Annotated in this window: 15 protein-coding genes and 3 tRNA genes; 3 read left to right on the top strand and 15 right to left on the bottom strand. The window is 37.8% G+C overall.

Going from position 1 to position 20,255, the window contains the following annotated elements; all coding sequences use genetic code 11:
- Positions 1-57 precede the first annotated feature (57 nt).
- The 12 genes from leuA to O970_RS03335 all read right to left on the bottom strand — a co-directional run bounded on the left by leuA (position 58) and on the right by O970_RS03335 (position 16,843).
- The gene (leuA, locus tag O970_RS03280) at positions 58-1,605 is read right to left on the bottom strand and encodes a 2-isopropylmalate synthase (protein ID WP_024495749.1); all 1,548 of its coding nucleotides are present in this window, start codon (positions 1,603-1,605) and stop codon (positions 58-60) included.
- Between the two features lie 848 nt (positions 1,606-2,453).
- Positions 2,454-4,121 carry an ABC transporter ATP-binding protein gene (locus O970_RS03285; RefSeq protein WP_024495750.1) on the bottom strand — a complete coding sequence of 556 codons (1,668 nt, stop codon included), beginning with the start codon at positions 4,119-4,121 and terminating at the stop codon, positions 2,454-2,456.
- Positions 4,121-5,158, bottom strand: a complete 1,038-nt coding sequence (locus O970_RS03290) for an ABC transporter permease (RefSeq protein ID WP_024495751.1) — start codon at positions 5,156-5,158, stop codon at positions 4,121-4,123. Before O970_RS03290 ends, O970_RS03285 begins: the two co-directional genes overlap by 1 nt.
- Before the next feature lies 1 nt (position 5,159).
- A complete protein-coding gene (locus tag O970_RS03295; protein WP_024495752.1) occupies positions 5,160-6,245 on the bottom strand; it encodes a microcin C ABC transporter permease YejB in 1,086 nt (361 codons plus the stop codon).
- Positions 6,246-6,259: 14 nt separating this feature from the next.
- Positions 6,260-8,164: an extracellular solute-binding protein gene (locus tag O970_RS03300; RefSeq protein WP_024495753.1), complete on the bottom strand. Its 1,905-nt coding sequence runs from the start codon at positions 8,162-8,164 to the stop codon at positions 6,260-6,262.
- Between the two features lie 23 nt (positions 8,165-8,187).
- The gene (aat, locus tag O970_RS03305) at positions 8,188-8,883 is read right to left on the bottom strand and encodes a leucyl/phenylalanyl-tRNA--protein transferase (RefSeq protein ID WP_024495754.1); all 696 of its coding nucleotides are present in this window, start codon (positions 8,881-8,883) and stop codon (positions 8,188-8,190) included.
- Between the two features lie 282 nt (positions 8,884-9,165).
- Positions 9,166-9,402 carry an HP1242/YdcH family protein gene (locus O970_RS03310; RefSeq protein WP_024495755.1) on the bottom strand — a complete coding sequence of 79 codons (237 nt, stop codon included), beginning with the start codon at positions 9,400-9,402 and terminating at the stop codon, positions 9,166-9,168.
- Between the two features lie 149 nt (positions 9,403-9,551).
- Positions 9,552-11,213 carry a heme ABC transporter ATP-binding protein/permease CydC gene (cydC, locus tag O970_RS03315; RefSeq protein WP_036562528.1) on the bottom strand — a complete coding sequence of 554 codons (1,662 nt, stop codon included), beginning with the start codon at positions 11,211-11,213 and terminating at the stop codon, positions 9,552-9,554.
- Positions 11,210-12,922, bottom strand: coding sequence for a heme ABC transporter permease/ATP-binding protein CydD (gene cydD, locus O970_RS03320; protein WP_024495756.1), 1,713 nt, complete (start codon positions 12,920-12,922; stop codon positions 11,210-11,212). Before cydD ends, cydC begins: the two co-directional genes overlap by 4 nt.
- Before the next feature lie 7 nt (positions 12,923-12,929).
- A complete protein-coding gene (gene trxB / locus O970_RS03325; RefSeq protein ID WP_024495757.1) occupies positions 12,930-13,880 on the bottom strand; it encodes a thioredoxin-disulfide reductase in 951 nt (316 codons plus the stop codon).
- Between the two features lie 1,001 nt (positions 13,881-14,881).
- Entirely contained in the window at positions 14,882-15,532 is a 651-nt protein-coding gene (locus tag O970_RS03330; protein WP_024495758.1) for an NAD(P)H-dependent oxidoreductase, read from the bottom strand.
- 15 nt (positions 15,533-15,547) lie between these two features.
- Positions 15,548-16,843 carry an AmpG family muropeptide MFS transporter gene (locus O970_RS03335; RefSeq protein WP_051318585.1) on the bottom strand — a complete coding sequence of 432 codons (1,296 nt, stop codon included), beginning with the start codon at positions 16,841-16,843 and terminating at the stop codon, positions 15,548-15,550.
- 333 nt (positions 16,844-17,176) lie between these two features.
- On the opposite strand from O970_RS03335, the gene O970_RS03340 reads away from it, so the two are divergent.
- Entirely contained in the window at positions 17,177-18,169 is a 993-nt protein-coding gene (locus O970_RS03340; RefSeq protein ID WP_024495759.1) for a 2-hydroxyacid dehydrogenase, read from the top strand.
- Positions 18,170-18,618: 449 nt separating this feature from the next.
- On the opposite strand, the gene O970_RS03345 is transcribed toward O970_RS03340, so the two are convergent.
- The 3 genes from O970_RS03345 to O970_RS03355 all read right to left on the bottom strand — a co-directional run bounded on the left by O970_RS03345 (position 18,619) and on the right by O970_RS03355 (position 18,890).
- Positions 18,619-18,694: transfer RNA gene (locus O970_RS03345), tRNA-Lys, on the bottom strand.
- Positions 18,695-18,704: 10 nt separating this feature from the next.
- Positions 18,705-18,780: transfer RNA gene (locus tag O970_RS03350), tRNA-Val, on the bottom strand.
- Positions 18,781-18,814: 34 nt separating this feature from the next.
- Positions 18,815-18,890 (bottom strand) — tRNA-Val (locus O970_RS03355).
- A gap of 197 nt (positions 18,891-19,087) precedes the next feature.
- Here O970_RS03355 and O970_RS03360 point away from each other — a divergent pair.
- Both O970_RS03360 and O970_RS10275 read left to right on the top strand, forming a co-directional pair.
- A complete protein-coding gene (locus O970_RS03360) occupies positions 19,088-19,813 on the top strand; it encodes a type IV pilus biogenesis protein PilM (protein ID WP_024495760.1) in 726 nt (241 codons plus the stop codon).
- 117 nt (positions 19,814-19,930) lie between these two features.
- Complete coding sequence (locus tag O970_RS10275; protein WP_420885467.1) at positions 19,931-20,170, top strand: PilN domain-containing protein; 240 nt, start codon at positions 19,931-19,933, stop codon at positions 20,168-20,170.
- Positions 20,171-20,255 lie beyond the last annotated feature (85 nt).

Below are 20,255 nucleotides of genomic sequence, written 5' to 3' on the forward strand. Positions count from 1 at the left end.
AAAATTAATGTTATAACGATAAAAATTTTTGCCTAATCATTAATCAGCTATAACTTATCATGAACAATGCAAACGCTGTTTTTGCTGTTCGACTAGCTGTGCTCGATAAATATTATTTAAGGCTTTAATTAATGCATTGGCTGAGGCTTCGACAATATCTGTTGCTATCCCCACCCCGTGAAAACAACGACCATTATATTCGGTAACAATATCAACCTGACCTAAGGCATTCTCACCTTGACCTTTCGACGCTAATTGATATTTAACAATGGTCACTTCCACACCGGTAATGCGATGAATCGCTTGATAGACGGCGTCTACCGGTCCATTACCCGTTGCTGCATCAGATTGTGTCACCCCATCGCAGACTAAACGTACGGAGGCGGTTGATTCCACGGTTGATCCGGACTGCACATTAAAATAATCTAATTGCCAATGGTCTTTTTCATCTTGTAAACAATGAATAAACACTAGGGCTTCTAAGTCGTAATCAAACACTTGACCTTTTTTATCCGCTAAGGTCAAAAACGCACTATAAACTTGATCTAAATCATAGTCTTGTTCCTGATAGCCTAATTCTTGTAGGCGATGTTTAACGGCGGCGCGCCCCGATCGGGACGTAAGATTTAATTGGGTTTGATTTAATCCAATGGATTCTGGCGTCATAATTTCGTAAGTTTCACGATTCTTTAATACCCCATCTTGATGAATACCTGACGAGTGAGCAAAGGCGTTGCTACCAATAATGGCTTTATTGGTTGGAATAGGCGTATTGGTTATTTGACTTACGATCTGACTTGTACGATAAATTTCATGATGTTGAATATTGGTATGAACATTTAATATATTTTGTCTCACTTTAATCGCCATAATCGCTTCTTCTAAAGCACAGTTACCTGCTCGTTCTCCTAATCCATTCATCGCCCCTTCGATTTGACGAGCGCCTTCTTGTAGGGCGGTGATAGAGTTGGCAACCGCCATCCCTAAATCATTATGACAATGGACCGAAATAATGGCTTTATCAATATTAGGCACTCGCTCAAATAGCGTATGAATAATCTGCCCAAACTGATAGGGAACGGTATAACCGACAGTATCAGGAATATTAATTGTGGTTGCACCTGCGGTAATGGCTGCTTCAACAATGCGGCATAAATTGTCAATCGGGGTCCGTCCTGCATCTTCACAAGAAAATTCTACATCATCGGTATAATGACGGGCGCGTTTTACACATCTAGTGGCATGTGCGATCACATCATCAAAACACATACGTAATTTATCGCGTACATGTAATGTTGAGGTTGCCATGAAAGTATGAATTCGAAAGGCTTCGGCAACCTTTAGAGCCTCAGCTGCGACATCAATATCGTTATCAACACAACGCGCTAAAGCGCAAACACGGCTATGTTTAATATGCTGTGCAATGGTTTGCACTGACTCAAAATCACCAGGTGATGAGATAGGAAAGCCCACTTCCATCACGTCAACACGCATGCGCTCAAGTGCTAATGCAATTTGAAGTTTTTCTTTTACTGTTAAGCTGGCCTGTAATGCTTGTTCGCCATCACGTAACGTTGTGTCGAAAATGATAACCCGATCGTTCATATCTATCTTCCTTTTGAGTTTAGTTTACGCATGCATGGGGAAAAAAAAACCCGCATATTCATGCGGGTTTGTTAATGACTAATTAGTGTTGTTACATCTCACTTTTTACCCATAAGCAACCCGCGCAAGTTAATGCGAGGAGTAGGCTAATGAGTAAATAAGCAAAATTAACCATTTAATTATCTCGAAAAAGCGACCTAAAAAATATACTCTATTTCTAACAAATAATCGATTTAGTGTCAATCAATAGTTGATTAAAATTTAGATAAATTGTCTATGTTATTCATATACTATTCGTTTAATTAAGCGATAAAGATAACAATTCAATTTTAGTTATTTATTAAGTTAAATTTAATTATGCTATTTTTACAAACATAATTTAAAAAATATCTTTTATAAATATGAAATCGAGCATGCGAAACAGGAATTCTGACATTGATATTGTTATTAGAGTGAACAAAGATAAATTTGATGAATTAATTAAATAATATTTTTGAACGCCAAATGCGGACTCAGCAAAAGAAACAATAAATATTACATGCTATTGAAACTGGTAAAATTTAGTCGACGAGACAAAATTAAGTGGTATGCGTAAAGAAATACAAAATATGCTAGATATGGATGTGGATATTTCCATTATATTTTATGGAGGTAAATTCGATAATCCTCCCTATATATCAATAAAATAAGCAAATACGTATTATGAACAATTATTATTGTAAAATATTTCTCAATGCTTCAATTATCATTGAAGAACCGTCGCAAAACATTTCATATGATCAACAATATAAACATTTATCCTCTTTCGCGATAGGTATCGTTAAAATAACTTATTCGCTTGAGTTGTGTTATACCGTTTTTCTATAAAGCAGTGCTTCATTCCAGTTAATATCTTGCTTATTGGTTTTTATTTTAGATTTTGATATCGAAACAGACTTAGGTAATAAACTGATTAACATTTTGGTATAAGGGTGGCTTGGTGAATCAAATATCATGTCACGTGTGCCTTGTTCCACAATTTTTCCTTCTTTCATAATAATAACTTGATGACAAAGCGTTTGAATTACCTCTAAATCATGACTAATAACTAAATAAGTAAGTTGATACTTTTGTTGTAATGATTTTAGTAACTCAATGATCTGCTTTTGTACAGTATAATCTAGGGCTGAGGTCGGTTCATCAAGAATTAAGATTTGCGGTCTTAAAATTAAGGCTCGGGCAATCGCAATTCGTTGGCGCTGTCCACCAGAAAATTCATGCGGATAACGATGCCGCATTAGTGGATCTAATCCCACTTCTTGCATCATTTTGGTTACCGCATAGGTTGTTTCACAATGATTTAGTTTTTGATAGGTCAGTAAACCTTCACTAATAATTTGTTCGACGGTGAAACGTGGATCTAACGAGGAAAATGGATCTTGAAAGACAATTTGAATCTGACGTCGAAAGGGTAACCATTTTTTAGCATTTAATTTATTTAATTTACATCCATCAAAAATGATTTCGCCAGTAGAGTCGATGAGCTTGGTCATTGCCAGCGCAGTGGTGGTTTTGCCCGATCCCGATTCGCCAACAACCCCAACCGCTTCGCCTTGGTGTAAGGAAAAACTTACATTATCAAGTAACCGTTTTTTCTCATGGGGTCGTAATAGTCTTTTTTTCGTAATTATATCTACGCTAAGATGATTAATATTCATTAAAATGGCGGAATCCGTCGGTAAGGGGACGGGATCCCCACTCGGTTTACTGTCTAATAACAACTGCGTGTAGTCATGTTGAGGTTTTAAGAAAATACGGTGGCGATTATTTTGTTCAACAATCTTACCTTGTTTCATTACGGCGACATTATCAGCAAGCCGCTTAACTAACTCTAAGTTATGCGTAATAAATAGTAAGCTCATACCAAGTTCATGCTTGAGCGATTTTAGCAGATCGATAATTTGTCTTTGTACCGATGCATCTAGTGCTGTCGTAGGTTCATCCGCAATTAATAACTTAGGTTGGGTTAAAATTGCCATTGCAATCATTACTCGTTGGCGCTCACCCCCTGATAGTTGGTGCGGATAGGCAGAAAGTCTCTTCTGTGCATGGCGAATACCCACCCGTTCTAAATAATTAATTATTTCTGCGCGCGCCGTAGAGTGACGCATACCACGATGAATGGCTAAAACTTCATAAAGTTGTTTTTCAATTGTATGCAATGGATTGAGTGATACCATCGGTTCTTGAAAGATCATACTGATCTGATTACCACGTATTTTACGTAAAGTTTTATCGGTAGCATGCAATAGTGACTGTCCATTAAATTGAATATCGCCACTTGGATACTCCACTAAATGAGGCGGCAAAAGTTTTAATATTGATAATGCGGTAACACTTTTTCCTGATCCTGATTCACCAACAAGCGCTAGCGTTTCTCCCTCATTAATTTGAAAAGAAATATGATCGACAGTGGGAACGATGGTTTTATTTTGTTTAAATACCAGACTGAAATCATTAACCGATAATATGCTCATTAGTTTTTTATTCCTTTAATTGGGTCAAACACATCTCGTACGGCTTCGCCGATAAAAATTAATAGTGATAAAAGCGTTGCAACCATAATAAAAGCACTTATACCAAGCCAAGGTGCTTGTAGGTTATTTTTCCCTTGTAATAGTAAACGACCGAGTGATGGCGTTTCTAATGGCATGCCAAAACCTAAAAAATCTAGGGTGGTTAAGGCCGTAATCGCGCCACATAAAATAAAGGGAAGATAAGTTAAGGTGGCGACCATGGCATTAGGAAAAATATGACGACGCATAATTTTGCTATCACTCACACCTAACGCTTTAGCTGCGCGAATATAGTCAAAATTACGTGTACGGAGAAATTCAGCACGTACCACGCCAACCAGCCCCATCCAACCAAATAAAACGGTGATAGCGAACAGCCACCAAATGTTGGGACGGATCACACTGGAGAGCATAATGATTAAAAATAGTTGTGGCATACCAGACCAAATTTCAATGAAACGTTGTCCAAATAGATCCAATTTTCCCCCATAATAACCTTGTATTGCGCCGATAGTCACACCAATTATGGTTGTACAAAGTGTTACTAGCATAGCAAATAGTATTGAGAGACGAAAGCCATAGAGTAAATTAGCCAGTACATCAAAACCTGCATCGGTGGTACCTAACCAATGTTGGGCGGATGGTGGTGTGGGAAAGGTGGAGTCAGTATTGTAAACCAGCGAATCATAACTATTCCTTACTAAAGGCCAAAGCATCCAACCTTGTTGATTAATCGTTTGTTGAATGATGGGATCAAGATAATTAGTTTGGCTCTCTAGTTCACCTCCAAACGTCGTTTCAGGGTAGGTGTATAATAAAGGGGAATAATAGTTATTTTGATAATAGATCAAAATCGGTTTATCATTTGCAATTAATTCAGAAAATAGACTTAGTAAAAAGCAGAGACCAAATAGCCATAATGACCAGTAGCCGCGACGATGTTGTTTAAATCGCTGCCAGCGCAGTTGATTGATAGATGGATGAACGAATAGCGTCATGTTAGCGTGCCTCGAAATCAATACGTGGATCAATCAGCATGTACAACAGATCACTCAGGATACTGGTGATGAGTCCAATTAATGTAAATAGATAGAGTGTTCCAAAAATAACGGGATAGTCCCGTTGCAAAATTGCTTCATAACCCAATAATCCCAATCCATTTAATGAAAAAATAATTTCGACTAATAGTGCACCGGTAAAGAATAGTTTAACAAACACCGCAGGGAAACCAGAAACAATTAATAAAGTTGCATTGCGAAAAACATGCCGATAAAGGATTTGCTTTTCACTTAAGCCTTTGGCTCTGGCTGTTGTCACATATTGCTTACCTATTTCGTCTAAAAAGGCATTTTTGGTTAACATTGTTAAGGTGGCAAAGCCGCCAATTGACATGGTGATAGTGGGTAGTACCATATGCCAGAAATAATCTTTTACTTTTTCCCAATTGGACAACGTTGCAAAATCATAAGAGACCAATCCGCGTAAGGGAAACCATTCGCCGTAACGTCCTCCAGCAAAAATAATAATTAATAAAATAGCTAGTAAGAACGCGGGAATAGCGTAGCCAACAATAATGATAATACTACTCCATATATCAAAAGTAGTGCCTGCATTAACGGCTTTTTTTATACCAAGTGGAATAGAAATAAGGTAAATAAGTAGCGTACTCCAGAGTCCAAGTGATAAAGAAACAGGCAAACTTTTCCAAATAAGATCAATCACCGAATCACTTTTAAAAAAACTTTGTCCAAAATTAAATTGTAAGTAGTTGACTACAGTATCAACATAACGCTGTGTTATAGGCTTGTCAAATCCATACAATTTTTTAATCTCATTTACAATTTGTGGATCCAGCCCTCTTGCACCACGATACGTCTGTTCTGGCGTCGTCATGCTGCAGTGGGGACCGGCATTAATTTGACTGCCTGGCAATAATTTAGTCGACTCAGTGCCCATTTCCAGTTTAGCAATGGCTTGATCGACAGGTCCTCCTGGCGCAATTTGGATAATAAAAAAATTGATGGTTAAAATCGCCAATAAAGTTGGGATAACATATAACAAACGGCGAAACAGATAATTTAGCATAACGGTTATCCTTCTTATTGCCGATGCGTAGGTAACTGCTTAGCGTGTTGTTGATCATACCACCAGCTATTGATACCTAAGCTATAGGTTGGTTTTTTGTCAGGCATAGCAAATTTATTCCAATAGGCATAATAAGTATAAGCGGGGTACCACATGGGCAGCATAGCATATTCTTGAGTAAGTATCCGATCTAACGCGCGCCCTAGACTGAGTAACGCCGTTTGATTCTGTTGGTGATGTCCAATTTCGGTAATCAAGCTATCGATTGCTTGATTGTGAAGACCAGAGGCATTCCACGTTGAATTGAGATAGTGACTCCCCCAAAGAATGGCCAAAGAGGAAGATGGGTAGAGAGCGGTATAATAGGTAGTAGGTATCATGTCATAATCACGTTTACGCAGGCGATTATTGATTTGAGTGTAATCAACCATATTAATTTTCATGTCAATGCCTAAACGTTTTAAATTTTTCTGATAGGGTAACACATACTGTAAATTAGCGCCCATATAGACTAAGAGTTCAAACGTAAACGGTTTACCTGTTTGTGCATCAATAAGCTGATCATTGTGCATGATAAATCCCGCTTGTCGTAATAACGCTTGAGCTTTTAGTAAATTGGTACGATTAAAGCCATCACCTTGGCTAGGTGGCAATTGATACGCTGAAGTGAATACCTCGTCTGGCAGTATAGATTTAAAGGGGAGTAGCCAATTTAGCTCATCCGTAGAGGGTGCGCCTTGTGCTGCATATTCGGTATTTTCAAAATAACTAAGAGGTCGCCGATAACTTTGGTAATAAAAGGCACGATTTAACCATTCAAAATCGAAGGCTAATGTCATTGCTTGACGTACCCGACGATCACGAAACAGAGGGCGTTCTAAATTAAATGCTAGCCATTGAGTATTTGGCGCCGCTTCAACTGCCTGCTGTTGTTTAATAATATATTGTTTAGTGAAATTAGGTCCTTGATACTGGGTATACCAGAGCTTAGGCTGTGTCTCTTCTCGTATATCATAAGCCCCCGCTTTAAAGGCTTCTAACGCGATATTATCCTCTAAATAATAATCATAACGTAAATGGTCAAAATTATGTTGACCTCGATTAACCGGCAAATCCTTAGCCCAATAATCTTTAACGCGATCATAAATCACATACTGACCTAATTGATACTGACCGACTTTATAAGCACCACTACCTAATGGTGGTGTTGCTAATGGTTCAGATAAAAGATGATGTTGCCAAAAATGTTTAGGTAAAATACGTAAGCTGCAGATAAGATCAAGTAATCTATCACGATCGGCTAAGGGCATAGTAATTTTGACCACTTGTGGGGTAATGGCGTTAACCACAATGTCTTGATAATAGCTGCGGAATTGCGGAGTCCCTTCAGTCATAAATTTTTCAAAAGAAAAGGCGACATCATCAGCGGTAATAGGCTGACCATCATGAAAGGTTGCGGCAGGATTTAACGTCACTTCAGCCCATTGATAATCGGTTGGATGGGCTATTGACAATGCGATAAGCGGATAAAAACTACTTTTTTCATCTTCTGACGCGATATAAAGCGTATCATAAAGTTGTCCTGAACGCCGTTCAGGTGCGCCACGGGTTGCAAAGCGATTAAAATTATCATAATTGCCAATAATCGCAAAGCGCATTTGCCCCCCTTTTGGGGCCTGAGGATTCACATAATCAAAGTGATGAAAGTCTGCGGGGTATTTCGGGCTACCAATCAGCGCGAAGGCTTGTTCATGGATAATCGCCTTGTCAGGTTGATTTACGTCTGATAGAGGAATAGAGTGCCATAAGCTATCCTCGCACACTATCGCTGGTGGCGATAAGGATTGAGCTTGAGCACAATCATAAGTCGCTAATAATAAAAATAAATAAAGACACCTAAAAAAATTATTTTTATTCATGAAAGTAGTATCTTATTGTTAAATTAAATGTCTAATACTTTTGTTTGCCAACTATCACCACTTAACGAGCAGTGTTGAAACTGGGATAATAAATTTAAATAATCATGGCGTGTTATTTCGATAGCGCCCAATGACTCTGTGTGGGAATTAAGCACCTGACAATCAATTAGTTGTCCACCTTGTGCCATAAAATAACGACAAAAAGCGATTAAGGCTACTTTTGACGCATTAGCTTGCTTGCTGAACATCGATTCACCACAAAATAATTGTCCTTGAGCAACACCATAAAGTCCGCCAATTAAGTGTTCATTTTGCCAAACTTCGACCGAATGCGCAAAACCTAATTGATGTAATTTAAGGTAAGCGGTTTGTATTTCATTGGTGATCCACGTGTGATCTATACCGCGCGCTGCGGCACACCCCGCTATTACTGCAGCAAAATCATAATTTAATGTAATTTGATAATTGGTTTTGCGCATAAATTTATGCATTGAGCGGCTGATATGAAGATCATTGGGCCAAAGCACCGCCCGAGGATCGGGAGACCACCATAAAATGGGGTCGCCGCTAGAGTACCATGGAAAAATACCTTGCTGGTAAGCGTTGATAATTCGCTCACAACTTAAATCGCCCCCTACGGCTAATAAGCCATTAGGATCAGTTAAAGCCGTGTTAGGATGGGGAAAGTAATCACTATCATCTAATAAGGTTAATGCCATTTATGCGTACTCTTTATGCTAGCTAAAAAAGCAAAATCAATAACAATTAATCATAACGTAACCTTTACAAAACGTCATCTATTAGTTTGTTTACATTAATCAATAAGCAGATAAATTGGCGGACTAAATTAGGTAAAGTTGACCTGCATTTGGCTGGAGTGAATGAGGCATACAAGAAGAGTTGTAGATAGCCGTTGCTATCTGGATCTAATTTGCAATAATATTGATACTAAATGAAAACCATAACAACCTACTAAAGTAGGTTGTTACAGAGTAAAACGATCAAGATGATGAATCTTGCCATTTTTCCGCTGCTTTTTTTAGGATATCATGAATCTCACCTTTCAATTTCAGCTTCTCTTTTTTGAGGGTATCGACGGCTTTAGACGTATCAACAATGATACCACTTTCAATATTCTTAATTTTTTGATCGAGTTCATTATGTTGCGTAAACAATTTTTGGAAACGTAAATCACTATTTTTTAATTTAGAAATTAAGTCACGATATTCTGGAAACATACTCACTCCTTGTTGCCATTAAGAGATCTAAAAAGCTAAATTGATAGCGGTAATTATATTGGTCTGATTACCTCTGCTAAAACAGACAAATATGGTTTAATTATAAAGCAGATTATCTGTTTTAGCACTTGATGCTCTTAAGAATAGCACTATTTTTGCATAATCTTGCCATTTTCCATCATATAGACTTTGTCAAACATTTGATGTTCAGTCAATCGATGAGTGACCATAATCAAGGTTTTATTGGTATAAATTTGGCGAATTAGGGCAATAATTTGTTGCTCCGTTTCGTTATCGAGACTTTCTGTTGGTTCATCCATTAATACTAAGGGCGCATCGTGGAGTAAAGCACGAGCAATACCTATACGCCGTTTTTCACCGCCTGATAGTGCTCGACCATTTTCACCTAGCCAAAGCGTTAACCCGTTTTCAGACGCTAATAATTTCTCCAATCCGACAAGGGTTAGCACCTCTATAAGCTGTTGATCCGTGGCAGATGGATTGCCGATTAACAAATTATTACGTAAGGTATCATTAAAAATATCAATGCGTTGTGGTATCACTGCCATAAAATTTCGTAGACTGGATTCAGAAAAATCGCGTAAATCGACATCATTGATGGTTATTTGACCTTGATTAGCTTCCCAAGTACGTGTTATCAATTTTAAAATGGTTGACTTACCACAACCGGTTTTACCTATTAAAGCGATATGTTCACCAGCGTTAATCTCCCAACAAAGCTGGTTAATTGTCGCTATTTGCTGCTGAGGATAAGTAAATGTCACATCAGTAAGTTGTAGCTTAGGTGCGGTAGTTATTTCTATCGGGCTTGTTGAGGGATAATCTATATCAGGCTGTTGGTTAAATAATTCACCAATCCGTTTTGCGGAAGCAATAACGTGACCTAAATAAATAAATGCATTAGGGATCGGCGCTAATATTTCTGCGCAAGATAAACAGATAAAAACAAATAGAGCAATTATTGGCGGCTGAGTAAAGGTAATGCCACTGATACTTAAATAAAGAACAAGGCTAGTTAATAAACCTATGATTATAATAATCCAACTTTGTGCCATGCTGGCTAATTTTGCTTGTTGTTGCTGGTTTTGCAACCATCTATTTTCTGCTTGATCTAACTGTTGACGAAACTGTTCACGCGCATCAAAAATGGTCAGTTCAGCTTGTCCTTGTAAATAGCTTACCACATGTTGCCGATAGTCACTTTTTTGCTGGGCTAACTGTTGACCTGTGGTTTTGCCTGCTTGATAAAAATAGATAGGCGTCATAATAAGGGTCAGCAGTAATACCGTGCTAATTAAGATAGCCAATGATAGATTAAAAGGCGATAAGCCTAAAAAAAGCACTATTATCGCAATAAAACCAGTAATAAAGGGCGAAAGTAACTTTAAATAAACGTGATCCAGATGATCGATATCAGCAATAAATCGGTTAAGTAAATCGGCTTTCTGGTAATGTTGTCGTTGCCGACTGCTTAACGGCACTATCTTTTTAAACGCCAAAATGCGTAAAAAAGCCAGAAGTTTAAAGGTGGTATTATGACTAACTAACCGCTCAGCATAACGCGCAGTAGTACGCAAAATTGCGGCGCCTCTTACCCCAGCAGCGGGCAGCATATAATTAAAAGTATAGAGTCCTGCTATACCGGCAAAGGCGGTTGCCGCTAAAAACCAACCCGATAAACTTAGTAGAAAGAGGCTAGACAATAAGGTCACTAAGGCTAGTAGCATGCCTAAAGCCATACGGGTTAAATAGCGTTTATACAAGGCTAAAAAAGGGAGTAGTGCTTTCATAATAATGTCGACCTAACTATCAATTGATCTTCACTTAGTTGCCAAATTTCATCGTAATGCGATAGATCGTCATGATGATGAGTAATGGTGATAACGGTGCGTGTTTGTGCCGCGCTGGCTAAAGCCTGATTGACGATAACAGCACTGGCTTTATCTAAGCTGGCGGTTGGTTCATCAAGGATTAGTAATTGGCTTGGTTTTATCAGTGCTCTGGCGACCGCAATACGTTGAGCTTGGCCTAAAGATAAACGCGTTGCATCATCCCCAATCGGTGTATCTAATCCTTCAGGTAGTTGCGTAATAAACTCATCTAAATGGGTAACGTTGGTCATGTTGGTTAATGTCTGATCGTCACAGTGGGGATTGGCTAATACAATGTTGGTTCGGATGGTTGTCGCTGGAAGATAAGGATTTTGCCCTACCCAACTAATTTGCTTGCGCCATTGCGCCAAATCTAACGAATTTAATTCGATACCATTGATGGTAAGTGAACCGCGATAAGGTAAAAATCCTAATAGTGCATTGATTAAGGTTGTTTTTCCTATACCACTTTTACCTATCAATCCAATATGTTTATTCGCTTGTAACGTAAATGAAATCGGTCCAAGTAACTGTTTGCCATCGTTTGTTAAGATTTCTAGATCTTTGGCCACAATTTGCTTTAGCGGGAGCGGTAGTTGTTTTTGTGGATTATTGGTAATAACAAGCTGATCTTCATATAGAAATTGATAAATACTATCTGCCGCTGCAATCGCTTGTGCTTTTGCGTGATAAAAGGAGCCTAAATCGCGCAGGGGTTGAAAAAATTCAGGGGCTAAAATCAAAGCAAAAAAACCAGCAAATAAGGAAATTCCCATCCCATAATCACCAAAATTAAGTTCGCCTAAGTAGGAAAAACCAAAATAGACGGCAACAATGGCAATCGAAACGGAAGCAAAAAACTCTAATACGGCAGAAGACATAAACGCCATTCTTAATACTTCCATGGTTCGTTGGCGAAAATCTTCCGAAGCTTGTTGGATTAGTCGGGTTTGTTGTGCGCTTTGATTAAATAATTTAATTGTTTCAATACTTTTTAACCGATCAAGAAAATGTCCGCTTAATCGCCCTAATGCAATAAAATGGCGTCGATTGACATCAGCGGCACCCATACCCACTAATACCATAAAAATAGGGATCAAGGGGGCTGTTATCAATAGAATCAAGGCGGCGACCCAGTTGATAGGCAACACAGCGATTAAAATCATCACAGGAATCATCATCGCTAATTTCATTTGGGGTAAATAGCGCGCGTAAAAGTCTTGCAAATCTTCGATTTGCTCAACTAATAAAGTGCTCCAATTACCTGCGGTCGTTTGACTCAGATAAGCGGGACCTAATGCTTCTAATCTATTTAATACCTGCTGGCGAATATGACGGCGTAAGTGCAGACCAACTGAAAAATTAATTTTTTCACGCCAGTAATTATTCAGTGCACGCAATAGCACAATGACAATAAATGCAATTATCAATGATATGACGGTTGTTTTAGGGGGCGATTCAATAATAAGGGCGTGTAATAACGTTGCCAAAATCCAAGCTTGAATAATAATTAGTAATCCGCTTAATAATCCCGCTAATACCGATAAAGGTAAGCCGGTTTTATGACAACCGGCTTGATCTTTTAACCATTTAAATAGTTTTTTTTGTTGAAGTTTATCTAATGACATGATTAAATCATAATCCTTCAAGATAAAGATCGGCATCTAACGCTGCCATACATCCACTAGCAGCTGAAGTAATCGCTTGTCGATAAATATGATCAGCGACATCACCAGCAGCAAAAATACCGTCGACACTGGTCTGTGTTGCGTTACCGTGCGATCCGGAGCGGACTTTAATATAGCCATTATCTAATTCAAGTTGGCCTTGAAAAATAGCTGTATTCGGTTTATGTCCAATTGCAATAAAGATACCCATAATATTTAGTTCTTCGGTTTCATTATCACGTAATGTGCTGCGAAGACGTACCGCATTCACGCCCATGTCATCACCCAAAATCTCATCGACGACTTTATGAGTATGTAAAATAATCTTACCTTCCTGAATTTTTGCCATTAATCGATCCATAAGAATTTTTTCAGCTCGAAAACTATCGCGGCGATGAATAAGATGGACTTCACTGGCAATATTGGCTAAATACAAGGCCTCTTCTACCGCCGTATTTCCGCCACCCACTACAGCCACTTTTTGATTACGATAAAAAAAGCCATCACAAGTGGCGCAGGCGGAAACGCCTTTTCCTTTAAATGTCTGTTCAGAGGGTAAACCTAAATATTGCGCCGAGGCTCCCGTAGCAATAATTAAGGCGTCACAACGGTATTCGGTGCTATCCCCATATAATTTAAATGGACGTTGACTAAAATCGACCCGTTGAATATGGTCAAAAATTATTTCCGTTTGAAATCGTTCTGCATGTTGTTTCATCTGTGCCATAAGAAGCGGACCTGTAAGATCGGGCGCCGCGGCTGGCCAATTTTCAATTTCGGTTGTGGTGGTTAATTGCCCACCTTCTTGGGTACCGGTGATAACAACCGGTTTAAGATTAGCGCGCGCTGCATAAATAGCGGCAGTATAGCCAGCTGGGCCTGAACCCAATATAAGTAGCTGTATATGTCTTGATGTCATAGTGACTCCCTTGAATTTTCAATTCCTGTTAAGGATTAGTTTAACATTATTAGCCTTAACAGAATATGTGACAAATGACCTTTTTATAATGAATCTATTTATCAAATTAATAGGTAACGTAATAGATTAATTAAGATTGCAAACCAGACAGCAACCCATTTTAATCAAGGATTAATGATAGGTTAGTGTAAAGGAAGAAAATAGTCTAATCCTGTAATCAACGTACAATTGGCAATAGTATTAGGCGGTAGCGGCACATCATCTAAACGCTATCAAGGATCACTATATAGTTAGCAATAACTATTTAGTTAGATAGGTTATTGGCTAGTGTTTATAGTTCGGGTCTATTTTAGGTTAACCTTGGTACTGATTAGTAGAGCCTATCCAATAGCTTAAATGATGCAATGGATTATCTCGCACGGTGTTAATTGTATAGCCCAAAAAAGGGCTTTACTATCAAATACACCCATATATCCATTTAATAAATGGGATTATTTTTCTATAAATGGCGCCTATTTCAGGTCGATATTGATTTTTGCATTTTCAGTATCAACGGTTACAATACAACCAACCTCCTATAGGGTTACCATTTTTTAAATGGTTATTGACGGTAAATTGCTTAAAGAAGAGTAATTCATCAAATAAATAATCATTAATTGTACTGTCACTAGCTAATACGATGGGGTTCTCTTGCCCTGATTTATTCTTATAGTAGTAAATAAATTGACAAGGGTTATTTTCTTGGCGATTTCCGCTTTTAAATACACTTTTTTCACATCAGACGGGGATAGGGTAAAGAGACGCTGCCCTATTTTATTACCTATTTCTCTATCGTTCCTTATTACTTTCCGCCTACACTATGTTTAAAAATTTCGCTAACTGGAAAATTAGAATTTGACTGATATACAACTTTAAAACGAGCTGGTCTTATATTTGATCGGCACTACACATATAATATGTGTCCACACTTTTGGAATTAAACAGTGTGGACACTCGAGGAATTAAATAAAAGTAAAAATTTCTTGTGATGACCAACGGATTTTTTCTGGTGCTGGATGAATACGATAACCAAAGGTAACGCCAAGGGCAATACCATAATCCTTATCATTAAACCAAGGAAGTAAATCTTCGAATAGTTTAACGGTAGGATAATAATCAAAGCCACCTATCGCGCAGCTATCGATTTTTTGATAAGCGGCCGCTGTCATCATATTGGTACAAGCAATATAACATTGCATTTCCGCCCAGCGATCAACATTAACATCGTTAGCTAAGTTGTTTTGATAGTAATCAATAAAACGTTGACACGCTTTATCGGTGGCTTGTTTATCCGCATTTGCTGGTAGTTTACGCTGCATGGCTTTACGTAAGTATTCACTATCAAGTTTAAATTGATCTCCACGTCGAAATAAAGCAAAAACTAAATGCGAACAAGTGGTAATTTGTGGCTGATCCCAACAGACTTTCCTAATACGTTGTTTAGCAGAAGGGTCCGTAATGACTAAAAAATGCCAAGGCTCAAGACCAAACGAAGAGGGCGATAAACGACCTGCTTCAAGGATGGTTTGTAAATCATGCTCACTGATTTTTTTATTTTCGTCAAATAATTTACAAGCATGGCGAAATGATAATGCTTGCATAAATTGATTCATATATAAGCTACTCCTTTAACTGCGCCATGGGGCGACTTTAAATAACAATATCATTCCGGGAATCCCTAACAGCGCACACAGCCAAAAGAAGTTTGTCCAACCTAAAATAGCGACTATATGACCAGAGCTCCCGTTAATTAAGGTTCGCGGAATTGAGGCAAAACTGGTGAATAAAGCAAATTGTGTTGCGGTGTAGGCAGGATTAGTGGTACGAGCGATAAATGAGACAAATGCCGCTGTTCCCAATCCAACTCCTAGCGCTTCAAAGGCAATAACGATCGCTAGCTTAATAAGTTCTGGATATTCAATATGATCAAAAGGTCCCTCTATTGATAACCAGACAAAGCCAAAAATAGACGTTAACTGAACTACACCAAATAACCACAATGCTTTATTAATACCAATTTTGAACATGAGTATACCGCCAAGTATGCTACCAATCAAGCTAGGCCAAAATGCAGCATTCTTAGCGACTAGGCCAATATTAAGCTTAGAATATCCCATCTGCAAATAAAATGAAGTGGCGAGTGAGGTCGCCATACTATCGCCTAATTTATAGAAAAAAATAAATGCCAAAATAAGTAAACAACTTTTAAGTCCATGACGATGTAAAAGATCGATTAAGGGTTCAAAAAAAATTGCTTCGATGGTTTTCGGATGAGATGGATTATGCGTTGGTTCAGGAATTATTAAGGTAGTAATGATAGCGGGTAACATAAACAAAGCCGTTATAAAATATACTGATGACCAAGGCAAATATTCGGATAACACCAGTGATAGCGCCCCCGGCACCAACCCTGAAAAACGATAAGCATAAATATGAATACTGTTTCCCAAACCTAATTGACTATCGGTCAATAACTCGCGGCGATAGGCGTCAATAACAATATCTTGTGTCGCAGAAAATAGCGCAATAGCAAAACTCATGACGGCAATGAGCGTAATATTTAATTGAGGTGAAAATAGTCCCATTAATGCAATAAATACGAATAAGACAAGTTGGCTTATTATCATCCAACTACGGCGTCGTCCTAAGCGAGACAAAGCAAAATTATCGATTAGCGGAGACCAAAGAAATTTACAAGTATAAGGAAACTGCGTTAGAGTGAAAGCACTAATTGTCTTAATATTTATGCCTTCAGTTTGTAACCAAGCGGGTAAGAGTTGTAATAAAACAAAAAAGGGAAGACCCGAGGCAAAACCAGTTAAAACACAAATCAGCATATTACGACTAAAAATAGCCGATATATAACTTGCTTTAACCCTGTCTACATTTTTACTGGAATGATTATTATTAAATTTATTTATCATAATGACTCTTTTGTTTCTAACGACGACTGTTTATTATTGGCATAATTTTCACAGATTTCAACAATACTACATGATATCCATATGATATGACTTTTGTTATTTTTTACACAAACTAGGAAATATAGAGATAACGCTTTTCATTATCATCGTCTATGATCAAGATTGAACAACAATATTATCAATACGATCTATTTCAATCTTTATTTCATTAGCAAAAAGCACATAATATGGAGTAAAACTAGATATTGTTAGATACAATAAACGATAGAAAAAATAATTTTCTCATAACGTAATAAGGTGTTAGGACAGCAAGTCCTGAAGGAGTAGTAAAACATGAAAATTGCTATGTATAGCAGTAAGGAATATGACCGTCAACATTTTGAAAAAGCCAATAGTCACTTTGGTTATCAAATCGAATATTTTGAGTTTGGTTTGACCTCAAAAACAGTCAGTACTGCCAAAGGACATGATGCAGTCTGTATTTTTGTTAATGATGAAGCCAATAAAGCGGTACTCACCGAATTAGCTGCGTTAGGTATTAAGATTTTAGCTTTACGCAATGCTGGATTTAATAATGTAGATCTAAACGCGGCAAAAGAATTGGGTATTAAAGTGGTACGTGTCCCTGCTTATTCACCCGAAGCTGTCGCAGAACACGCGGTCGCATTGATGATGACATTAAATAGACATACGCATAAAGCTTATCAGCGTACCCGTGATGCGAATTTCTCTTTAGAGGGACTGACTGGATTTAATATGCACCAACGTACGGTTGGCGTAGTGGGCTCTGGCAAAATCGGTGTGGCTTTAATGCGGATATTAAAAGGATTCGGTATGCAGATCTTAACCTATGATCCTTATCCGAATCAGGAGGCGTTAGATTTAGGTGCTACTTATGTCGATTTAGATACTTTATACTGTAAATCGGATGTTATTTCGTTACATTGTCCTTTAACAGCGGATAATCACCATATGCTTAATCAGCAGACTTTTAACAAAATGAAGAAAGGTGTGATGATTATCAATACTAGCCGTGGCGGGTTATTAGACTCTGCAGCAGCCATTGAAGCCTTAAAAAGTGGACAAATTGGTTCGTTGGGAATGGATGTATATGAAAATGAGCGAGAATTATTTTTTGAAGATAAATCCAATCAGATCATCCAAGATGATATTTTCCGCCGTTTATCAGCTTGTCATAATGTTCTGTTTACGGGACACCAAGCTTTCCTAACGGAAGAAGCATTACTTAATATTTCTGAAACGACCCTTACCAATATTCAACAACTATTAAATGGACAACCTTGTCCTAATGTGGTCACGGTCTAGAAGCATTGAAGCGGCATTGCGCTTTATCGATATTCGTCATTGCGTTTAAATGACGAATATCATCATCAATTTAATAACCACACTTCATCCCACACCCACAATATCGCCTACCATTGTTAGCAACGATAATGATTGATATGGATTAAAAAGACACCCATTAAACGTTTAGCAAACGTTATTGTGTTTATCGCAGGGATAAGCTGATGCGAATCGCGGTTTATAATTACTGTTTTAATATATCGATAGCAGAATGCCCAGACAGGGTGTTTAAGCCAAAGCGCTTCTTTTTATATTAAAAGATCTTAGCCGCGTAGAAACGCTAAAAATGATACAGAATACCCACTTATTTAAGTGCTCACTAGATATTAGCATTAACAAACTTTATAGCAAAAAATAGCTTAATTAAAAAAAGACAGTTTAAAATAAGTGAAGTATATAGAAAAATTAGATGGTGGGTCGTGAAGGATTCGAACCTTCGACCAACGGATTAAAAGTCCGCTGCTCTACCGACTGAGCTAACGACCCATCTTAGAGATGGTGGGTGATACCGGGTTCGAACCAGTGACCCCCTCCTTGTAAGGGAGGTGCTCTCCCAACTGAGCTAATCACCCCTGCTACTAAAGTAACAATATTCACGGTAAAGATTGGTGGGTGATACCGGGTTCGAACCAGTGACCCCCTCCTTGTAAGGGAGGTGCTCTCCCAACTGAGCTAATCACCCTTACCGTGTGGCTGTGCATTATAGAGAACTCATTTTTCCAGTCAACCTTTTTTTATCATTTTATTTAAAATTTAGTGCTTTCGAACTAAATTTAAGCATAAATTGTGTGATTTTCCTCTAACAGTGTGAATTTTATTCATTTTTATTAGCAAATAATCAGTGATGTTATAACTTATATTTGTCGACAGGAAATAAAAATGAGATTAAAAAAATTACAGATTGGTATAGATATTCAAGAAAATGCTCTTTTATTTGTCATTCATCAACCTAAATGGGGGGCTAAAAAAATTAGAACCGTTAAAGTTACTTTACCCAATCCTGTCTTATCTGATGGACAATTAATCGATCCTGAATGTTTACAGTATTACTTAAAAAAATTTGATCGACGCTTATCTATGGATTGTGAATATGCTATTCCACTTGAAACCAAACAAACTTTTACCCAACAAATACCCCTCCCCGTCGGAATAACAATAAAAGATTACGCCGCGGTAATTCCTGCCGCTATACAACAATGGTTTCCTTTACCTATTGAACAGCTGGCGTTCGATTTTATCGTTGAGCATAAACACCTTATTATCACCGCTGCGCATAAGACAACCATAGAACAATGGCAAACCTTATTTAGTCAAGTTGGCTTAACATTAATTCGAATTACTATTAAGTCAAATAACAATTCATCTCAATCAGACCTATTTTATTATGCGAAACAATCAATAACGGTTGATAAGGCACCATTTAATCTATTACCTTGGCGTCAAATTCAAAAACGTCATCGTCAGTGTTATTTATTTATCTTAAGTATTGTATCGGTTATTACGCTAGTATTTATCTTTTACTTATTATGGTGTAACTATACGCATAAATTGCAGAATGCCTCCCAACAATTAGTGCAGTTAGAGCAACAAACACAGATAAAATAGCAGCAAATTAATAATATTCAGCAATTACAGCAAAAAATAGCAGACTTAACCACACAACATCGCCAACAGCTGCAATATCAAACTACGCTTTTTGAATTACGTTTACATTTAATTGAGATTGCCAATTTAGTCCCCAATGGCGTTTGGTTAACTCAATTAATCGTTACCTCGACATTATTTACGTTAAAAGGGCAAAGTTTAACTTATTTATTAGCCGTACAATATATTGAACAGCTATGTCAACGACCAGCAATTGCGACTTGTCAGCTCAAATCTTTACAGCAAAAAAATGCTAATGAATTTAGTTTTACCCTTGAGTTAGATTTTAAATCATTAAACGAGGTCACTTATGAGTGAAGCGATTTTTTCTCATTGGACTATACGTCCACTATGGCAATTACACCTAGTCGTGGGGGTAAGTATCGGCGTGATTTTCTCTCTA

It is taken from the genome of Candidatus Schmidhempelia bombi str. Bimp (genome assembly GCF_000471645.3).
Classification (GTDB): Bacteria; Pseudomonadota; Gammaproteobacteria; order Enterobacterales; family Orbaceae; genus Utexia; species Utexia bombi.